The organism is Halovivax sp. (assembly GCA_007119345.1).
GTDB lineage: Archaea > Halobacteriota > Halobacteria > Halobacteriales > Natrialbaceae > Halovivax.
In genome coordinates this window covers 1-20,132 of the sequence record SKPV01000068.1, presented here as the reverse complement: position 1 = coordinate 20,132, position 20,132 = coordinate 1, and the positions used below count along the sequence as shown (strand labels likewise).

General features: G+C 66.9%; 14 protein-coding genes. 10 read left to right on the top strand and 4 right to left on the bottom strand.

Going from position 1 to position 20,132, the window contains the following annotated elements; all coding sequences use genetic code 11:
- Positions 1-123 precede the first annotated feature (123 nt).
- Positions 124-1,866 (top strand): cation:proton antiporter, encoded by a 1,743-nt coding sequence (locus tag QZT59_RS05000; RefSeq protein ID WP_290812237.1) that lies wholly within the window; start codon positions 124-126, stop codon positions 1,864-1,866.
- The gene (locus tag QZT59_RS04995; protein ID WP_290812234.1) at positions 1,859-3,559 is read left to right on the top strand and encodes a cation:proton antiporter; all 1,701 of its coding nucleotides are present in this window, start codon (positions 1,859-1,861) and stop codon (positions 3,557-3,559) included. Before QZT59_RS05000 ends, QZT59_RS04995 begins: the two co-directional genes overlap by 8 nt.
- A 51-nt stretch (positions 3,560-3,610) precedes the next feature.
- Here the strand turns inward: QZT59_RS04995 and QZT59_RS04990 are convergent, their stop codons facing one another.
- Positions 3,611-3,784 carry a hypothetical protein gene (locus QZT59_RS04990; RefSeq protein ID WP_290812231.1) on the bottom strand — a complete coding sequence of 58 codons (174 nt, stop codon included), beginning with the start codon at positions 3,782-3,784 and terminating at the stop codon, positions 3,611-3,613.
- A 127-nt stretch (positions 3,785-3,911) separates the two neighbouring features.
- On the opposite strand from QZT59_RS04990, the gene QZT59_RS04985 reads away from it, so the two are divergent.
- From QZT59_RS04985 to QZT59_RS04965, 5 genes are all read left to right on the top strand, one after another.
- On the top strand, positions 3,912-5,666 hold the full coding sequence (locus QZT59_RS04985) for a cation:proton antiporter (RefSeq protein ID WP_290812228.1): 1,755 nt from the start codon (positions 3,912-3,914) through the stop codon (positions 5,664-5,666).
- Entirely contained in the window at positions 5,659-7,365 is a 1,707-nt protein-coding gene (locus QZT59_RS04980) for a cation:proton antiporter (RefSeq protein ID WP_290812225.1), read from the top strand. The genes QZT59_RS04985 and QZT59_RS04980 overlap by 8 nt, the downstream gene beginning before the upstream one ends.
- Before the next feature lie 111 nt (positions 7,366-7,476).
- Positions 7,477-7,980, top strand: coding sequence for a cation:proton antiporter regulatory subunit (locus QZT59_RS04975; RefSeq protein WP_290812222.1), 504 nt, complete (start codon positions 7,477-7,479; stop codon positions 7,978-7,980).
- Between the two features lie 44 nt (positions 7,981-8,024).
- Positions 8,025-9,323, top strand: coding sequence for a cation:proton antiporter (locus QZT59_RS04970; RefSeq protein ID WP_290812219.1), 1,299 nt, complete (start codon positions 8,025-8,027; stop codon positions 9,321-9,323).
- Between the two features lie 197 nt (positions 9,324-9,520).
- A complete protein-coding gene (locus tag QZT59_RS04965; RefSeq protein WP_290812216.1) occupies positions 9,521-10,492 on the top strand; it encodes a patatin-like phospholipase family protein in 972 nt (323 codons plus the stop codon).
- Positions 10,493-10,727: 235 nt separating this feature from the next.
- On the opposite strand, the gene QZT59_RS04960 is transcribed toward QZT59_RS04965, so the two are convergent.
- Positions 10,728-12,389 carry a TrkA family potassium uptake protein gene (locus QZT59_RS04960; protein ID WP_290812213.1) on the bottom strand — a complete coding sequence of 554 codons (1,662 nt, stop codon included), beginning with the start codon at positions 12,387-12,389 and terminating at the stop codon, positions 10,728-10,730.
- Positions 12,390-12,729: 340 nt separating this feature from the next.
- Here QZT59_RS04960 and QZT59_RS04955 point away from each other — a divergent pair, with 340 nt between their 5' ends.
- Together QZT59_RS04955 and QZT59_RS04950 are read left to right on the top strand one after the other, a co-directional pair.
- A complete protein-coding gene (locus QZT59_RS04955; RefSeq protein ID WP_290812210.1) occupies positions 12,730-15,042 on the top strand; it encodes an amino acid permease in 2,313 nt (770 codons plus the stop codon).
- 328 nt (positions 15,043-15,370) lie between these two features.
- Positions 15,371-17,653, top strand: coding sequence for an amino acid permease (locus tag QZT59_RS04950; RefSeq protein WP_290812207.1), 2,283 nt, complete (start codon positions 15,371-15,373; stop codon positions 17,651-17,653).
- A 71-nt stretch (positions 17,654-17,724) separates the two neighbouring features.
- Here QZT59_RS04950 and QZT59_RS04945 read toward each other — a convergent pair whose 3' ends face one another.
- A complete protein-coding gene (locus QZT59_RS04945; protein ID WP_290812204.1) occupies positions 17,725-18,147 on the bottom strand; it encodes a universal stress protein in 423 nt (140 codons plus the stop codon).
- Between the two features lie 97 nt (positions 18,148-18,244).
- Positions 18,245-19,768: a TrkH family potassium uptake protein gene (locus QZT59_RS04940; protein ID WP_290812202.1), complete on the bottom strand. Its 1,524-nt coding sequence runs from the start codon at positions 19,766-19,768 to the stop codon at positions 18,245-18,247.
- 221 nt (positions 19,769-19,989) lie between these two features.
- Here QZT59_RS04940 and QZT59_RS04935 point away from each other — a divergent pair.
- Positions 19,990-20,132 (top strand): NAD-binding protein (locus tag QZT59_RS04935; protein WP_290812263.1); only part of this gene is annotated, 143 nt, incomplete at its 3' end.

Genomic DNA, 20,132 nt, shown 5'->3' with positions numbered 1-20,132 from the left:
GAGGGGTGGCGAAACGGGCGAGCTTTTCCAAAGGTCTGCCGGTGTTGACACGTCTCTCGCGGCCCGAGGAGCCGGAATACCAACTTATAACAGCGCCATCCGCAAACCCGCATTCAGCGCTCGATGACCGAAATCGCCCTCGCCGCCGACTTCGCGATCATCATCGTCGTCGCGACGGTCGTCGGCATCCTCGCCAGGCAACTGGACCAGCCGACGATCGTGGCCTACATCGCCACGGGCGTGCTGCTGGGTCCCGTCGTGTTCGGCCTCGTCAGCGCCGAGGACGCGCTCGTCGAGGTGATGGCCGAGCTCGGGCTCGGCTTCCTGCTGTTCCTGTTAGGGATGAAGATGCGCTTTTCGGACATCCGGGAGATCCTGCGGCCGATCTCGAACGTGGCGATCGGGCAGACGGTGCTCCAGACCGCGCTCGCGTTTCTGGTCGCCTGGTGGCTCGGCTTCGGCACCGTCGAGATCCTCGTCATCGCGCTGGCGACGGTCTTCGGGGCGACGCCGGTCATCGTCAAGATCCTCACCGACAAGGACGAGATCACCTCCCTCCCGGGGAAGATCGACGTCGGCGTCCTGATCGTCCAGGACATCTACCTCGTGATCGTCCTCGCGCTGTTCAGCGCCGAAGAACTCGGGAGTGCGACCCAGATCGCCGAGACGCTCGCGGTCATCTTCGTCATGATGGCGTTCATCGCCATCTTCTCGATCGCCTCCTCGCGGTACCTGCTCCCGCGGCTCTTTCGGCGCATCGCGGACAACAAGGACGTCTTCCTGATCGTCGCGATCGCGTGGGCGTTCCTGTTCATCGCCATCGCCGAGGGATTCGACCTCTCCGTGGAGGTCGGCGCGTTCCTCGCCGGGATCAGCCTCGCACAACTGCCCTACAGCAAGGAACTCGAGGATCGGATCACGCCGATCACCGACTTCTTCATCCTCGTGTTCTTCGCCTCGATCGGGCTGCAGATCGAGGGCGTGAGCGAACTGCTGTTCTACTGGGAGGAGGCCGTGATCGCCTCGCTGGTGCTGATGGTCGGCAACTTCTGGATCATGTTCTACCTCATCGACCGCGAGGGATTCGGCGTCGAGACCTCGTTCCTCGCCTCGATCAACATGGTCCAGGTGAGCGAGTTCTCGCTCGTCGTCGGCGGGCTGGCGTTCGCGCAAGGCTACATCCAGGCCGAGGTGTTGGGCTACCTAACGCTGATGGCGCTGATGACGATGACCGTCTCCACCTACATCATCTCGTACAACCACCGCATCTACGCGGCGGTGCGACCGTGGTTCACCCGGTTCGCCTCCGAGGAGGGGCTTGACGCCAACGTCGTCGAGTACGAGGATCACGCCGTCGCGATCGGCTACGACGAGGTCACGGAGCGCGCCCTCCCGCTGCTCGAGGCCGAGTACGGGACGGTGGTCGTCATCGACCGCCGGACCGATCACATCGACGAGCTCGAGGAAGGTGGTCGCTACGACTACGTTTTCGGCGACTTCCGTCACGAGGAGGTCAGGAAAGCGGCGAACCTGAAGGCCGCGAGCTTCGCGCTGAGCTCGAGCGTCCAGAACGACGTGAACCGCGCGCTGCTCGCGGAACTCGACGACGACGCGATCGCCTTCGTGGAGGCCGAGCGCCTCGACGACGCCAGGGACCTCTACGACCGTGGCGCGGACTACGTGGTCATGAGCACGTTCATGGCCGCGGACCAGATGGCGGACTATCTCAAGGCGTACTTCGAGAGCCGCGAGGCGTTCCTGACGGCGACCGAGAAGGATCTCGAACGAATCCGCGAGCGAGCGGCCGCATCGACGGACGAGGTCGATCCCGCGGTCGCCCGCGATGGGGGTGAGCGCGATGGCTGAGGCGGTCGTCCTCGCACTCGCGGTGATCTTCGTCGGGGCCGGTCTCGCGGGACTGCTCGCGAACCACTTCGACCTCCCGCCGGTCCCGTTCTACATCGCGGCCGGGTTCCTGGTGGCCCCGCTCCTCGACGAGGGTGACGTCCTCCAGCTCGCGCTCTGGGGGATCGCCTTCCTCGTGTTCGTCTTCGGGATCCGCGTGGAGTTCGGCGGACTCAGGTCGGTGCTCCGCGACGGTGAGGTCGCGGCGATGACGCAGTTACTCGTCGTCGCGCCGATCGCGTTCGGTGCGGGATACGGCTTCGCCGTCGCGTTCGACCTCGCCGAACCCCTCCAGAACGGGCTCTTCTTCGCCGCGGCGGCGACGCTCAGCTCGACGCTCGTCGGCTCCGGGCTCCTCGACCGGGACCTCCGGGCGACGCTCGTCCACGGCCGGTTGGCCTCGTCGATACACCTCTTCGACGACCTGGTCGCGGTCGGCGTCCTCCTCGTGATCTCCGCCGAGGTCCTCACTGCGGACGCTGTCACCTCGAAGCTCGGCTACGGCGTCCTGTTCATCCTGGCCGCGCTGGCCATCCACCGACACGGGTTCGGCACGCTGATTCGAGCGGCGGACGGCTCGGACGAGCTCGTGCTCATGGGGAGCATCTCGATCCTGATCGGCTTTCTCGCGGCGGCGGAGTACGTCGGGATCTCCATCGTCGTCGGCGCGTTCGCGGCGGGCCTCGCGATCCACGACGAGGGGGCTCGAACCCTGGAGGTCCGCAACGGTATCGAGTCGATCAGGGACTTCTTCGCCGCCATCTTCTTCGTAACGGTGGGCGCGCTGGTGACGATCCCAACGCTGGAAGTCGGGCTGTTCGCGGCGGTGCTCGTCGTCCTCGTCCTTCTCGTCAACCCGCTGGTGATGGTGCTCGCGTTCTCGTACGAGGGCTACGACGCCAGAACCGCGTTCCTGTCGGCGACCAGTCTCAATCAGGTGAGCGAACTCGCGATCGTGATCGCGATCCAGGCGGCGCTGTTCGATCACCTGACGATCGCCACCGCGACTTTCGAGGCGATCATCCTCGCGGCTGCGGTGACCATGGTCGCCGCCTCCCTCGTCCGTCGGCGGGAAGAACTGTTCTTCGAGGCTCTCGCCGGCCGGTTGATCCGGGGCCATCAGACGCGCAAGATCGACGAGCGGAGCGACGTCGAAGACGACCGCGCCGATCACGTGATCATCGTGGGATACGGCAGGCAGGGTCGGTGGTTGGCCGACGCGTGCGAGGAGGCCGACCGCCGGTACGTCGTGATCGATAACGATCCGATCGTCTGGGGCGAGATCCGCCGGGAATGCGACGAGTACGTTCTCGGTGACGCGATGGCGTCGTACACGTGGGAGATCGCCGGGGTGGACTCCGCGGCGCTCGTCATCTCGACGGTCGATCACCGACCGCTCTCGGCGTCGCTCCTCGAGCGCGAGCCGGACGCCGACGTCGTCGTCCGGGCGGATACGTCGGCCGAGGCGAGCGAACTGCTCGGGCTGGGCGCCACCTACGTGATGGTCCCGAACGTGCTCGCCGGCGACCAGCTGGTTCGAAACGTCGAGCGGGCGATGGCCGACGACGCGTCCCGGGCGCGCCTCGGCGAGGAGCACCGGGAGCTGTTCGAGTCCCTCGAACGGCACGGCTTCGTCCGGCAGTTCGAGCGGTGAGTCGGCTTCGGGGGCGTTTTCTGGACGTCCACACCGCTCCGCCGAACCGCTTCACAGGGGACCGTCGAGGTACTCGTGGACGACCAGAACGGCGGCCAACCCGACGACGAAGAGCCCGGCGGCGACGATCGGGTGGAGGTGAATGGCCTCCGCGATTCCGAGCGCCCCCGCGACGGCGGCGCCGACGCCGGCCAGGTAGATTCCGACGTTTCTGATCGTGCGCATCGAACCGGTCGCGACCATATCGCCAATCGGTGCCGGCGAATCAAATGGCTGGCGACGAACCCGCGGGGTAGGAGGCGGTCCCCGGTTTTCGACATCGTTTTCCCTCCCCGTCGAAAGCGACCTACCAATGGCCACCGAGGTCGGTCTCTCGCCTGATCTCGCGATCATCCTCCTGGCCGCGACGCTGGTCGGATTCGTCGCGAGGCGGACCGGGCAGCCGACGATCATCGCCTACATCGTCGCGGGCGTCCTGATCGGGCCGGCGGCGCTCGAGATCGTCGAGCCCACCGACCTCACGGAGACGATGTCCGAGCTTGGGCTGGCGTTCCTGCTGTTCCTGCTCGGGATCAAGATGCGCCTGGACGAGGTGCGCCACGTCCTGCTGCCCGTCGTCAAGATCTCGATCCCGCAGATGGCGGCGGTGGCGCTCGTGGGGATCGGCATCTCGATGGCGCTCGGCTTCGGGATCGTGGAGGCCGTGATCATCGGCCTTGCCGTGATGTACAGCTCGACCGCGGTCGTCATCAAGATGCTCACCGACAAGGACGAGGCGACGTCGCTGCACGGCAAGATCGACGTCGGCGTCCTCCTCGTCCAGGACGTCGTGGTCGTGATCTTGCTGGCAGTGCTGGCGGCCGGCCGGCCCGACAGCGTCGCCGAAGTCGCCACGACGCTGTTCGTCGTGCTCGTCCTGGTAGCGGTGATCACCGTCGCCGCGATCGCCGCGTCTCGATTCGCGCTGCCGGTCGTGTTCCGGCGGATCGCCGACAACACTGAGGTGTTCTTTCTCATCGCGCTCTCCTGGGCGTTCCTGTTCGTGCTGGTTTCCGCGGAGATCAACACCCTGCTCGCTCCGCTGGGAATCGAAGCGTACCTCTCGATCGAGATGGGCGCGTTCCTGGCCGGACTCGCGATCGCACAGCTTCCCTACAGTAAGGAACTCCAGGACCGCGTCAATCCCCTGACCGACCTGTTCGTCATGATCTTCTTCGTGACGGTCGCGCTGGACCTCGAGGCGGACCAGCTTCTGTTCTACTGGCAGGAGGCCGTCATCGCCGCGCTCGTGCTGATGCCCGCGAAGTTCCTCATCTTCTTCGCGCTCATCCGCTGGCAGCGGTTCGGACTGGAGACGACGTTCCTCGGGAGCGTCAACATGATCCAGATCAGCGAGTTCGGCATCATCGTCGGCGTGGCCGCCGTCGGGGGCGACTTCATCGACGGCGAGGTGCTGGGCTTCCTCACGCTCCTGGCGCTCATCACGATGAGCGTCTCGGTGTACTTCATCGAGTTCAACCATCGGCTGTACGACCGCCTGGAACCGTTCCTCTCCCGGTGGGATACGGGCGCCGAGTTCGAGGGCGGAAAGCGCGAGTACCGCGATCACGCGGTCGTGATCGGCTACGACAAAGTCACCCGGAACGCGCTGGCGCTGCTCGACGACCACTACGAGGACGTCGTCGTCGTGGACCGGCGAGTCGACCACATCGAGGCGCTGGAGGCGGCGGGCTACGACGCGATCTACGGCGACTTCCGCAACGCCACCATCCGGAAGGACGCGGCGCTGAAACGAGCCGACTTCGTCCTCTCGTCCTCGGTGCAACCCGAGGTGAACAAGGCCCTGCTCGAGGAGGTCGGGCCGGAGACGACCGTCTTCGTGGAGGCCGAGCGAACGGCCGACGCCCGCGAGCTCTACGATCGCGGGGCCCACTGCGTCATCATGAGCGTCCAGCTGGCCGGCGAGCGACTCGCGGCGTACCTCGAGACGTACCTCGAGGACGAGACGGCCTTCGAACTCGCCGCCCGAACCGACGCCGAGCTGCTGGCCAGCTCGGAACCGTTCCCGGAGACGTACGAACTCATCGGAGGAGGTGGCGATGAGTGAGCTGCTGACGACCGTCGCGCTCCTGTTCATCATCGCGGGCCCGTTCCTGCTGCTCGCCGATCGATTCGACCTGCCGACCGTCCCGATGCTGATCGTGGCGGGGCTCGTCGCCGGCTGGTTCGTGGACGAGGAGCTGACGCTCGAACTCGCGCAGTACGGGATCGCCCTGCTCGTGTTCGCCTTCGGGATCGGGATCGACCTCTCGGAGATGCGGACGGTGTTGACCGACAGCGAGGTCGCCGCCGTCGGCCAGATCCTCGTGCTCGGCACGCTCGGGGTCGCCCTCGGGGTCGCCCTCGGCGTGCCGATCGAGGAGGCGGCGTTCCTGGGGATCGCCGCGGCGTTCTCCTCGACGATCGTCGGCACCGCGCTGTTGCGGACGGAGATCAGACGAGACCTCGTGCGCGGCCGGCTCGCGGAGTCGATCCACCTCGTGCAGGACCTCGTCGCGATCCTCGTCCTGCTCGCGCTCGGCGCCGACACGCTCGCCGCCGACCCGATCGCCCAGCAGCTGGGGTACGGTGTCGCGCTCCTCATCGCCGCGGTCCTCGTCAACCGGCACTTCTTCGACGTCGTCGGCCGCCTCGCCGGGGGATCGGACGAGCTCATGATCGTCGGGGTGATCTCGATGCTCGTGGTGTTCGTGGGTGCCGCGGAGGCCGTCGGCGTGTCGATCGTCGTCGGCGCGTTCGCCGCCGGACTCGCCGTTCGGTACGACCCGGTCGAGTATCTCGGCCTGTTCAACGGCATCCAGTCGCTACGGGACTTCTTCGCCGCGATCTTCTTCGTCACGATCGGCGCACTCGTCACGCTCCCGTTCGTCGGAGAGGTCGTCCCGTTCGTCGAGGGGATCGGCATCGCGGAGTCGGTCGAGAAGCTCCTGCTCGCGGGCGTCCTCGTGGGGCTGACCGCGGTCGTGAAGCCGGCGGTCACGACCGCCATCCTGCTCCGGAAGGGCTACGAGGCCCGCACCGCCACCAAGACCAGCCTCGGCATCGACCAGGTGAGCGAGTTCGCGCTCATCATCGCGATCGAGGCGTTCATCCTCACACTGCTGACCCAGACGGTGTTCGACGCGATCATCCTCGCCGCCGCCGTCACGATGATCACCTCGAGCCTCAGCCAGCGCCACGACGAGCGGATCTACCGCGCGCTGTCCGATCGCGGCCTGTTCGCCGGCGCGAGTCACGACAAGATCGACGAGGCGAGCGACGTTCCGCAAGATCTCGCCGATCACGTCGTGATCATCGGCTTGGGCCGTCAGGGGCGGCGGCTGGTCCGTGCGTGCGAGTCGATGGACCGTCCCTACGTGGTCGTCGAGAACGACCCGATCCGCCGGGACGACGTCGCGTCGACGTGTGACGGATACGTCTTCGGCGACGCGATGGAGCCGTACGCCCTCTCGAAGGCGAACGTCGAGGACGCGACCGTCGTCGTCTCGACGGTCGACGCCGAGCTGGTCTCCCGACACCTGCTGTCGGTCGAGACCGACGCCGACGTCATCTTGCGAGCCGACGACGAGGAGACGGCGCTCGACCTGCTCGAGGCCGGCGCCAGGTACGTCTCCGTGCCGGACCTGCTGGCCGGCGAGCAGTTGGTCGAGCACATTGAGGCGCTGCTCGGCGGTCGGACGACGCCCGCCGGGCTGCGTGCGGAGCGCGTGGCTGCGCTGGACGAGGAGCCGATCGTCGACGACTGAGTGCCGGGCGGTTCCCGCGTCGGTCTCGTGGACGAATCGGCGTGGGGAGACTTCGTCGCCCGGTCGTCCGTCTCCACACCACTTATGCGAGTTCGATGCTGTCGTTCGCTCATGCCGATCAGAGAGTCCGACCTTCCCGGCGTCGGGAAGAAGTACGAGATCGACATCGATTACGAGGGACGACGACTCGTGATCGTCACGCACAACACGGGCAAGCGGGAGGTGTTCATGAAGGAGGACGCGAAGGCGGACGCGGAGAAGCTCTTCGAAGTCTCCGACCAACTCGCTCGCAAGGTCGGCACCATCCTCGAGGGCGCGTACTTCCAGCCGGTGAAGGACGACACGACGGAGACGACGCTCGGCGACGGGACGAACATCGAGTGGTTCGAGGTCGCAGCGGACGCCGACGTCGTCGACCGGACGTTCGCCGATCTCCTCGCTGACGCCGAGATCGACGTCGCGATCGTCGCGATTCAGCGGGGCGAACGCGTGATCCCGGCGTCCGAAGCCGAGGAACGCCCACAAGCCGGCGACACGATCGTCGCGGTCGGCTCGACGGAAGCGCTCGACCGCTTCGAGCAACTCGTCCTCCCCGAGGGTGCGGGCCACCGGTGATCCCCCGATGGTGAACGACGCTCGTCGGTCGGAGGTGGCGGTCCGTGACTGAACTCGCCCTCGTCGACGTCGGCCTCCTCTTCGCGGCGGTCGCGTTCGCGGGCGTGATCGCCTCGCGGATCAACCAGTCAGTGATCCCGTTCTACATCCTCGCGGGGATGCTCTTTAGCCCGTACGTTCTCGGTCGACTGTCGGAGTTCGTGGGTGACGGCGTCACGGTCGCCGGCTACGACGTCGTCGCCTGGCTGACCGGGCTCGCCCTCGACGGCCACACGGAGTTCATCCACCTCGGCGCCGAACTCGGGATCGTCTTGCTGCTGTTCTTCCTCGGGCTCGAATTCAACCTCGACCGCCTGATCGCGGCCAAAGAGCGCATCGGGAAGGCGGGGTCGGTCGACCTCGCGATCAACTTCGGGGTCGGGCTCGTCCTCGGTTACGCCCTCTTCCGGGAGCCGCTGGCGGCTTTCCTCGTCGCCGGCGTCGTCTACATCTCCTCGTCGGCGATCATCACGAAGTCCCTGATCGACCTCGGCTGGATCGCCAACGACGAGTCCGATCCGATGCTCGGGACGCTCGTCTACGAGGACCTCTTCATCGCCGTCTACCTCGCCGTCGCGTCGGCGCTCGTCCTGGGCGGCGGCTCCGTGTCGGAAGCGGCGGGCCAGATCGGCATCGCGATGGGCTTCATCGTCGGCCTGCTGATCCTCGTCTACTTCGGCACCGCGTTCTTCCAGCGCTCGCTCGAGACGGACTCCCACGAGTTCACCGTCCTCCGGACGCTCGGGATCACGGTGCTGATCGCCGGCGCGGCGCTCTCGCTGCAGGTCAGCGAGGCCGTCGCCGCCTTCTTCGTCGGGATGGCGTTCTCATCGACCGGCCACGTCCACCAGCTCGAGGACCTGCTCGAAGCGCTGCGGGACACCTTCGCCGCCGTGTTCTTCTTCTGGATCGGCCTGATCACGAACCCGGCGGTGTTCGGGGACGCGTTCGTCCTCGTGGCGATCGCCGCCGCGGTCGTCCTGACGACGCCGACGAAGCTGGTCAGCGGCTACCTCGGCGGGCGGATCTACGACCTCGACGCCCGGCGGTCGGTCCGCGTCGGGCTGGGGATGACCACCCGCGGAGAGTTCTCGCTGATCATCGCAAGCATCGCGCTGGCGGGTGCCGGGGTCGGCCTCGCGACGGGGACCGCGGAGACGATCTACGCGATGGCCGTCGGCTACGTGCTGTTCATGAGCATCCTGGGGACGACGCTGATGCAGTTCTCGGGCCGGATTGAGTCAGTCGTCGTACCGCGGCTGGAGAGTCGTGAGAATGTGACTCCGGAGCCGGCGGCCGACTGATCGACGGCGCACGCGTTTATCGACGCCGTGACCTTTCGTTGGTTAGATGGAGACGCTTCCCGGCGCCCGCGGACTGATTCGGTCCGAGTGAACCCTTGCCGAGCCCTTCGCTGGGGCCGCGCGCAGTTCTCGACCGGCGAACCCGCCCCGTCGACTCGCCAGATGTCTTAATGCGGCCGCAGTCCGATACCCGTTTGATGCCACCGGACGAGACGAACGTCGCGATCGCCTGTCAAGGAGGAGGGAGCCACACGGCGTTCACCGCCGGCGTGCTACGAGAAGTGTTCGAGGGGCTGCCACCGGCGTACAACCTCGTGGGGATCAGCGGCACGTCCGGCGGTGCCGCCTGTGCGGCGCTCGCGTGGTACGGCCAGATCCATCCCGACGAGGAGCCCGGGGAGTTGCTGACCGGGTTCTGGCGGGACCTCTCCGCCACGTCACCGCTGCATCGGGCTGCGAACAACATGATCCGCTGGAACATCCGCCTCCAGCGCAGCGGCGTCCCGATGCCCGAGGTGAGCCCCGCGTACTCGCTCGGGGCGAAGTGGGGCGAGAACGAGTTCCGCGATCTCCTCGAATCGTACGTCGACTTCGACGCGATTCCGGCGTTGCTCGACGGCTCCGAGCCGGGACTGTTCGTCAGCGCCATCGACGTCTGCTCCGGCCGGTTCGAGATCTTCCGCGAGGGCGATCTCTCGACCGACGCCATCCTGGCATCCGCCGCGGAACCGCACCTCTTCGAGGCCGTCGAGATCGACGGCCGGTACTACTGGGACGGACTCTTCTCGAAGAACCCGCCGCTAAAGGACTTCATGAGCGCCGACGACGTGCCCGACCCGGACGAGATCTGGATCGTCACGATCAACCCGCAGGAGCGTCCCGATCCCCCGCGAACGATGGACGGCATCAACAACCGCCGGAACGAGCTGTCCGGCAACCTCTCGCTGAACGCCGAGGTCGGCTTCATCGAGCGGGTCAACGAGTGGGTCGAGGCGGGACATCTCCCCGATCGATACACGCACACTGAGATCGAGCGGATCCGGTTTCCCGAAGGCTCGGAGCTCGACTGGCGGACGAAGCTCGATCGCGATCCCGAGTTCATCGAGGGATTGGTCTCCGCCGGTCGGACGGAAGGCCGACGATTCCTGGAAGATCGAATGGAACACTGACCAGGGTCAGGACCCTGGCGACCGATCGCCTCCCCGGGACCCTGGCGACCAGGCGGATCGACCCGGACTCGCTCGAGGTCTACGTCTGCGGCATCAACGCCATGGTCTACAGCCTCGAGACGGCCGTCACCCACCTCGGCGTCCCGACCGATCGCGTCCACGCCGAAGGGTACGGGTAGCCGGGTCGGTTGCGCAGTGGCGGTCCCGGTGGGTCGGGGCACCGGAGACGGCTCCGTCAGCGGTCCGCCGTCCGATCGAACCTCAGTTGCGCCTCTTCGCTCCCCGCGACGATCAGCACGTCGTCCTCGTCGACGACGAAGTCGCCGCCGATGTCCGTCAACAGCTCCCCTTCGCGCTCGATCGCGACGACGGTGCAGCCTGTCCGGGCCCGGAGGTCGAGGTCGGCGAGACTCCGGCCGGCGAATTCCGATCCGTCCGTCCGCACGAAGTCGAATTCCGTGTCAGGGGTCACGATCTCGTCCTCCTCGATCAACAACGACGCGAGGATCTCCCCCGTGACCGTCGGCAGCGATAAGACGAAGTCGGCACCCGCGTTGTAGAGCTTCAGCACGCTCTCGGGCTCGTCCGCCCGCGCGATGACCTCGACGTCGGGCGCGAGCTGTTCGAGAACCAGCGTCGCGTAGATCGTCGGGGTGTCTTCGTCCAGCGAGAGGACCACGGCCCGTGCCTCGTCGACCCGGGCCTCGCGCAGCGTCTCCGGATCGGTGATATCCCCGATGACGTCCACGCCGTCCTTGTCCTCGAGGTCGATGACCGTCGTCTCGATCCCCTCCTCGCGGAGCGTCCGTGCGACCGACCAGCCGACGGTGCCGTACCCGCAGACCACGACGCGGGAGGGTTTATCGTCGTGGTACGGGATGCGGCGGGCCTTGAGTTCCTCGTACTCCTCGTGGTTCCCCGCGACCAGGAGGATGGCGTTCTCGTCGATCGTCGTGTCGGCGTCCGGCGATACCACGAACTTTCCGCCCAGCCAGGCGCCGATCACGGTGATGCCGAGGCGGTCGAAGACGGTCGCCTCCCGGAACGTCTGGCCGACGAGGTCGCTTCCGCGCTCGACGAGCAGCTCGGTTACCCTGATGTCGCTCTCGACCGCCACTGCCTCGCGGAACTTCTCTGCATACGTTGCGGCCGCCCGCATCCCCAGGCTCTTGCCGAGGAGTTGGCGGGCCAGGACGACGTCGTCGGCGCCGGCGTAGCGGTGGTACGGTTCGACCTCGTAGTCCCGCACGACGCTGATCGCCGGGAGGTCCGGGTTGATCTGGTCGGCCGCGAGGATCACCGTGGGATTCGTCTCGTCGTCGATGTCGGCGACGAGCGCCCGCGCCGACTCCGCGTTCCCGGCTCGCATCGTCTGCATCGCCTCGGGATCGCCGAGTATCGCGTCGATTCCCCCTTCGTTCAGGCGAGTGACGATCTCGCGATCCGTCTCCAGGTACAGCAGCGGAACGTCGACCGTCTCGAGCTCCTTCCTGAGGACCTCGTCCTGCTGGGAGTAGCCGGCGACGATCACGTGATCCGAGAGCCTGCTCGACGTCGGCGGGCGGGTCTCGAAGACCCGCCGGAACATCGGCACCGCGAAGAGGGGGATCGCGAGGAACACCAGCAACACGCCGGAGAGGTTCATCAGGACGACCAGCGCGTGGACCGGCTCGCTATTCCAGTGATCCGTGTCGCCCCCAAAGCCCGCCGTCGTGAGCGACTCGATCACGATCCGAAGCGAGTGGAGGAATGAGAGCTCGACGCCCTCGTAGGCCGCCATCGTCCACTGGTAGAGAAGCGTATACGCGAAGACGATCACTACTCCCGCGGAGACGGCGAGCCAGATCCGCCGCCCCCAGTCGGTGGTGTCCTCGGCCTCCGTTCGGGTCGCGCTCATCGATCTGTGACCGATTCGGAGGACCGTCAAATAAGGATGTCTGTCCGAGATCCGCACATCCAATTCTCGACGCGAGCCCGCGCCGGCCAACGCTCCGACTCCGTCCCTCGGGCGTAGGCTACCCGGCTTCTTCGAGCTGCCGCCTGGAACTAACTCGTGAGGAGTCGACGGGCGCGACGGCGACTACTGCCCGGGACGACGGCTCGAAACCCGCGTCACGGGCGAAGGACTCCCGAAGAATCGATCCCTTGACCGTTGGACCATCCGGCCGTGGCTGACGTGGGATAGCAGGACTCAAGATACCCCAATCGAAATTCGACGGTCGACACCAAGGGATTCCATGTCCTCAGACACCGAACTCGCGAAGGAACTCGGCCTCTTCTCGGCGCTCGCGATCGGCGCCGGGACGATGATCGGCGCGGGCATCTTCGTCCTGCCGGCGACGGCGGCCGCCGAGGTGGGACCGGCCGCGGCGCTCGCGTTCGTCGTCGCGGGGTTCGTCGCGCTGTTCACGGCGCTCTCGATCAGCGAACTCGGCACCGCGTTCCCGAAGGCGGGCGGCGGCTACTACTACATCAACGACGCGCTCGGGCCACTGTTCGGTTCGATCGCCGGCTGGGGGAACTGGCTCGGGCTCGCGTTCGCGACCGCCTTCTACATGATCGGTTTCGGCAGCTACGCGGCGATCTACCTCCCGCTTCCCTCCGTCTTCTTCCTCTCCGGGGCGCAGGTGGCCGCGCTCGCCGCCGCGCTCGTGTTCGTCGCGATCAACTACTACGGCGCGAAGGAGACCGGAACCGTGCAGGTGGCGATCGTCGCCATCCTGATCGGCGTCCTCGCCGTCTTCACCGTGGTCGGACTCTTCCACTTCGACGCGTCGAACCTCGACCCGTTCTTCCCCGCGGAGACCGGCGGCTACTCCGCGCTGCTCCCGGCCGCTGGGCTGGTGTTCGTCACCTACCTGGGCTTCGCCGAGATCAACACGGTCGCCGAGGAGATGAAGAATCCGGGACGCAACCTCCCGCTGGCGGTGATCGGCAGCCTGCTGTTCGTCATCGTCCTCTACGGGCTGGTCATGCTCGTCGTGATGGGTATCGACGGCTACGAGACCGTCGTCGAGCACGACGAGCAGGCGGTCGCTCGCCTCGCGGAGGTGATACTCGGCGGCGCCGGCCTCGCGCTGTTGACGTTCGGCGGACTACTGGCGACCGCCTCCTCGGCCAACGCTTCGATCCTCGCCTCCTCGCGCATCAACTTCGCGATGGGACGGGACCGCATCATCAGCGACTGGATCAACGAAGTCCACCCGAAGTTCGCGACGCCCTACCGCTCGATCGTGCTCACGGGCGCGCTCATACTGCTGTTCATCCTCTACGGCAGCGTCGAGACGCTCGCGAAGGCAGGGAGCGTCCTCCACCTGATCGTTTACGGGTTGCTCAACCTCGCGCTGATCGTCTACCGCGAGACGGACGTGGCGCGGTACGACCCTGATTTCACGGTCCCGCTCTACCCGGTCGTCCCGATCCTCGGCTCGGTACTCTCGTTCGCGCTCATCTTCGCGATGGCGCCGATCGAGATCGTCCTGAGCGTGCTGTTCGTGGTCTTCGGCGCCATCTGGTACGCGCTCTACGCCCGGAAGCACGCGGAATCGACCAGCCTCGTCGGCGAGGCGATCGCGCCCGACGCGCCGGCCGCGGCCGATGGCGCGGGCGCCTACCGCGTGGTCGTCCCGGTCGCGAATCCGGAGACGCAGGGCGACCTGCTGCGCCTCGCCGCGGCGAGCGCCCGAGCCCACGCCGAGGTCGAGGGGGGCGAGCAGGCGACGGACGACGGGGACGACGAGGGCGGCTCCGTCCTCCCGGAGCTGGTCGCGGTCAACGTGATCGAGGTCCCCCAGCAGACCTCCCTCGAGCAGAAGGTCCACTTCGAGGAAGAACGGATCGAACGCCAGCGCGAACTTCTCGAGGGAGCGAGAGAGGCGGCCGAAGGGATGGACGTCGCCTTTCGAACGCGCGCCATGGTCGGGCGCAACCCCGGTCAGGCCATCCTCTCGGTCGTCGAAGAGGAGGGCGCCGATCAGGTGGTCCTTGGCTGGCGGGGCTTCCGCCAGCGGCGCGAGCACGTCTTCGGTTCGACGATCGACCCCATCCTGCGCGACGCCCCGTGCGACGTCACGCTCGTCAGGCTCGAGGATCGGGCGATCGGCCGCCTGGTGGCGCTCGCCGGACCCGGACCGCACGCACCGGTAGCCGCCCGTCGGGCCGCCGAATTCGCGTCGATCGACGGCACGACACCCGCGCTGTTGAACGTCCAGCCGGAGCCGACGGAGGACGCCGATCCCGAGTTCGATCCGACCGAGCGGGGGCTCGCGACGATCGAGCACGTCGCCGAGACCGCCGGCCTCGATCCCGACGAGTACGAGTCGGAGGTGCTGATCGCCGACGACGTCGAGGGGGCGATCCTCGACGCGGTGGACGCCTACGACACCGTCTGCGTCGGCGTCTCGGAGACGAGCGCCGTGCGGCGCATCCTGTTCGGCTCGATCGCCAAACGCGTGAGCCGAGAGTCCGATGCGAACGTCGCGATGATTCGCGGTCCCTACGAGTCCCATCGGACGATCCGGGAGGCGATCGCCGAGCGTCTCCTGCGGTGACCGCCGTACCGACAGCCCGTCCCCGTTGGCCCGGTTAGAGCAGCTGCCGAGCACGCGGATACCAACGACCAGCGGAGGCTGTGGACGCAGACGAATTCCCGTGTACCCGGTAGTCGACGCACGCCGAGCCGGGCGGCGAGTCAGAACGCTTAGGGAGAGCGACTCGAATGTGAGCACCAACCGATGTTCACGAGTCAGCGGTCGTGGCGGATTCGCCGACCGTCCGTGATCCGGGTCGGCGGAAGCGGTGATCGGTCGTGAGTGTGATGAGAGTCTCCATCGACCGAGAACTGGCCGTTACAGACCACAAAACGGGGTTGATCGATCAATGAGCGAAGAGGAACTCGCAAAGGACCTCGGACTCCTCTCGGCGCTGACGATCGGCATCGGGACGATGATCGGCGCGGGCATCTTCGTCCTGCCGGGCGTCGCCGCCCAAGAGGCGGGGCCGATCGTCGTCGTCTCGTTCGTCATCGGCGGGATGATCGCCATGGTGAACGCGCTCGCGGTGAGTGAACTCGGCACCGCGATGCCGAAAGCCGGCGGCGGCTACTACTACATCAACCGCGCGCTCGGGCCGGTGTTCGGCTCGATCTCGGGGCTCGGCGACTGGATGGGTCTCGCCTTCGCCTCGGCCTTCTACTGCATCGGCTTCGGGGGCTACCTGACGGAGATGCTGCAGGGGACGATGTTCGCACTCCCGTCGATCGACCTCTGGCTCTTCGTGCTGACGGACATCCAGCTCGGCGCCCTGCTGGCCGGCGTCCTCTTCGTGGGCGTCAACTACATCGGCGCCAAGGAAACCGGCGGCATTCAGACCGTGATCGTCCTCCTCCTGCTCGGCATCCTCACCGTCTTCGCGGCGTCAGGCCTCCTGCACTTCGACTGGGGGACGGTGTTCGCGGACGGGGCCGCGCCGTTCGGCTACGGCGAGATCCTCCCGGCGACGGCGCTCGTCTTCGTCTCGTTTCTCGGCTACGCGAAGATCGCGACCGTCGCAGAGGAGCTGAAAAATCCCGGACGGAACCTCCCGATCGCCGTCATCGGCAGCGTCGCCATCGTCACCGTCATCTATGCGGTCCTCGTCGGCCTGATGGTCGGGATCGTCCCGTGGCACGCCCTCTCCGAGAGCACGCCCGTCTCGCAGGTTTCCGAGACGACGTTCGCCGGCCTGCCGCTGCTCGACCTCGTCGGCGTCGGCGCCATCTCCTTCGCGGCCCTACTGGCGACCGCCTCGAGCGCGAACGCCTCGATCCTCTCGTCGGCTCGGATCAACTTCGCGATGGGCCGGGACAAGATCATCAGCGACGAACTCAACGAGATCCACCCCCGTTACGCGACGCCCTACCGCTCGATCGCGCTGACCGGCGCGCTCATCATCGTCTTCATCGTCGCGCTCGGTCAGGACCTGGCGGTGCTCGCGACCGCCGCCAGCATCCTCCACCTGATCGTCTACGCGTTGATGAACCTCGCGCTGATCGCCTTCCGTGAAGCGGACGTCCCCGAATACGAACCGGACTTCCGGGTCCCCTTCTACCCGATCACGCCGATCGTGGGCGCCACGCTATCGATCGGGTTGATCGCGTTCATGGACCTGCACGTGATCGCGCTGAGCCTCGCGTTCGTCGTGGGTTCGGTCCTCTGGTACTTCTTCTACGCTCGCGGACAGACACCTGTCACGGGAGTCCTGAGCGATCACGTCCTCGAACGCGCCGACGAGATGCCCGACGCCGCCGTCTCGGCGGTCGAGGCGGCGAGCCCCGACGCCGCCGGCCCGCACCGGGTGATGGTCCCGGTTTCGAACCCGCGCACCGAGGGGACGCTGATGAACCTCGCGACCACGATCGCCGACCAACGCGACGGGATCGTCCACGCGGTACACATCGTCCAGGTGCCCCACCAGACGACGCTGGATCGCGGCGCGGAGGTCGTCGAGCGGATCGACGCGGAGTCGTCCGTGCTCTTACAGCAGGCCCGCGACCGGGTCGGCACGGACGTCGAGATCGAGACGACGACCGTCGTCTCCCACCGCTCGTTCGAGGAGATCTTCGACGCCGCCCGCCGGTACGAGGCCGACACCGTCGTCATGGGCTGGGGCGAGGATCGCCCGTGGGCCGCCGGCTCGGCGCAGAAACCGCTCGACGAGCTCACCCACAACCTTCCCTGCGACTTCTTCGTCCTCAAAGAGCGGGACTTCGACACGTCCCGGATCCTGCTGCCGACCGCGGGCGGGCCGGACTCGGATCTCAGCGCGGAACTCGCCCGAACGCTCCGGGACGCCGCCGGATCCGACGTCGAACTGCTCCACGTCGTCGGCGACGAGGGGGAGCGCGAGGCGGGCGAGACGTTCCTCGCCGAGTGGGCCGCGGCCCACGACCTGGAGGACGCCGAGCTGACGGTCGAGGCGAGCGACGACGTCGAGGAGGCGATCCGGCTGGCGTCCGCGGACAGCACCCTGTTGATCATCGGCGCGACCGAGCGCGGGCTGCTCTCGCGGCTCGTCGATCGCTCGCTCGTCTTCGAGGTCGTCGACGAGGTCGACTGTTCGGTCGTCCTGGCCGAGCGACCGACCTCACGCAGTCTCCGAGAACGGCTGGTCGGACGACGGTAAAACGGTTGCCCGAGTGCTGTCCGCACCGGCTTACCGGGTTTGAATGAACGGCGTTCCAGCCCCTATCCGACTCACCGACTGGGATCCGGCAGCGAGATGACCGGAACGGCGGGATCGGTGATCAGATTCGCCGCCAGATCGCCGGCCAGCAACTGGACGATTCGACTCCCGCCGCGAGCGCGGAAGGCGATCCCGTCGGCGCCCGCCTCCCGGGCGGCCTCGAACAGCGTCTCGGCGACGTCCGTTCCGTAGTACGTCTCCGTGTCGACGGCGACCCGACCGCCGATGGTGGCCTCGACCGTCGCGAGGAACTCGGCGGCGTCCTCCTGGCGTTTGCCCATCGGCGCCTTGTCGATTCCGCCGCCGGATTTCTCGATCACGTGGACGGCGGTCACCCGTTCGAGGTCGTCGAGGTACGGTTCGAGCGCGCGACAGGTGGCTTCCACGTCTTCCTCGCTCGCGACCGGCACCAGGACGTGCTGAAAGAAGGGCATCGATACGCGTGGCTTCGGCCGACGGCTGCAAAAGCGTTCCCCACCCCGCTGACGGCCGTCCGTTCTGGTCTTTCAGCCCAATATGTCTCCCGCTCGTTCAGTCCGTCCAGTACGCCGGCACGAGCAACACGAGCACCGGGATGATCTCGATGCGACCGATCCACATCATGAGCACCATGACGAACCGCGTAGTCGTCGGGAAGCCGGCGTAGCTGTCCATCGGGCCGGCCATGCCGAACGCCGGCCCGATGTTGAGGAAGATCGACGCCGAGGCGCCGAGCGCCTCGAACTCGGTGACGCCGGTGGCGGTGCGCGCGGAGTCGACGACGACGAGGACGGTGAGCAGGAAGAAGATGACGAGCGCCAGCATGACGTACGCGAAGATGTCGTTGATCGTCTCCTCGTCGACGACGTCGTCGCCGAGCCGGACCGGTCGAACCGCTCGCGGGTGAATCGAGGTGAAGAGGTTGCGGTAGAGCCCTTTACAGATCACCAGCCAGCGGACGGTCTTGATCGAACAGGTGGTGGAGCCGGCCATCCCGCCGACGAACATGCAGATGAACAGGACGTGCTTGGCCCCGGCACCCCAGAGGTCGAAGTCCGTCGAGGCGTAGCCGGTCGTCGTCACGACCGAGACGACGTTGAACAGCCCGTGCCTGAGCGTCTCCTCCGCGCTCGTCGCGACCTCGCCGTCGAGCCAGAGGATGGTCGAGACGATGGCGCCGAAGGCGACGATGATCCCGAGGTAGAATCGCAGTTCCTCGGACTCGTACGGTCGCCGGAAGTCGCCCTGGACCAGGTACCACAGGAGGATGAAGTTGGTCGCCCCGAGGATCATGAACGGCATGATCGCCCACTGGGCGATCGGCGAGAACGCGCCCGCGCTCCCGCCCTCGGGCGAGAACCCGGCGGTGGCCACGCTCGTGAACGCGTGAGAGACGGCGTTGAAGAGGTCCATGTTCGGCGCGAGGCCGAGTAAGTGGAGCCCGTAGAACGTCGCGATCGCGAGAAGGGTGAGGCCAACGTACAGCCCCCAGATGATCCGGGCGGTTCGCTCGATCTCCGGCGTCAGCTTGGTCACGTTCCGCGACTGGCTCTCGGTTTCCATCAGCTGGGCGCCACCGACCATCAGGTTCGAGAGCAGACCGATGGCGACGATCAGGATACCGAGCCCGCCCAGCCACTGGACGAGCTGACGCCAGAGCAAGATCGCGCGCGATTGGTTCGAGAAGTCCCACGCGTTCATGATCGTCGCGCCGGTCGTCGTCAAGCCGCTCGTGCTCTCGAAGAGCGGGTTGACCGGATCGTAGAACTCCGATACCGGACCCGCGGCGTAGCCGACGACGTAGAACGGGACCGCGCCCACGGCGGCGACGCCGAACCAGGTGAGCGCGACCATCAGGAACGCCTCGCGCTGGCCGAGCTCGCGGTGGTCGCTCAGCCGTTCGAGCGCGAGTCCGAGAAGCACGGCGAGGACGATTGCAGCGGCGAATCCGCCGGCCGCGGCGTCGTCGCCGTCGAGAACGGCTATCCCGAACGGGAGCAGGAGGGGCACGGCCAGCCACTTCAGGACCGTGCCCGAGAGACTGCAACTCGAGCGCCAGTCGACGCGAATCCTCATCGAGTGCTCCGACCTGTGTGGCCGGGGGAAATAATGGATTCGGAACGTTCGGCCGTGTTCACCGGTCCGCTTCCCTGCCGCCGTCGGAACCGGAACCCCTTTGGATGGCGGAGTGCTGGTTCGCCGGCTTCCACGCAACGTATTTCCCACTCGATCCAAAACAGGTCCTCAACAATGGCTCGCAGGGACGGCGCTCACGGACGCCACGACACGGGGGCCGCATGCGCGTAGTCGTCGTCGGCGCCGGAGCGGTCGGGCGGGCGATCGCCGAAAATCTGGAGGACTCTCACGACGTGGTCGTGGTCGACCGCGACGAGGGGGTCGTCGAGGAGCTCACGTACGAGCACAACGTTCTCGCGCTCCG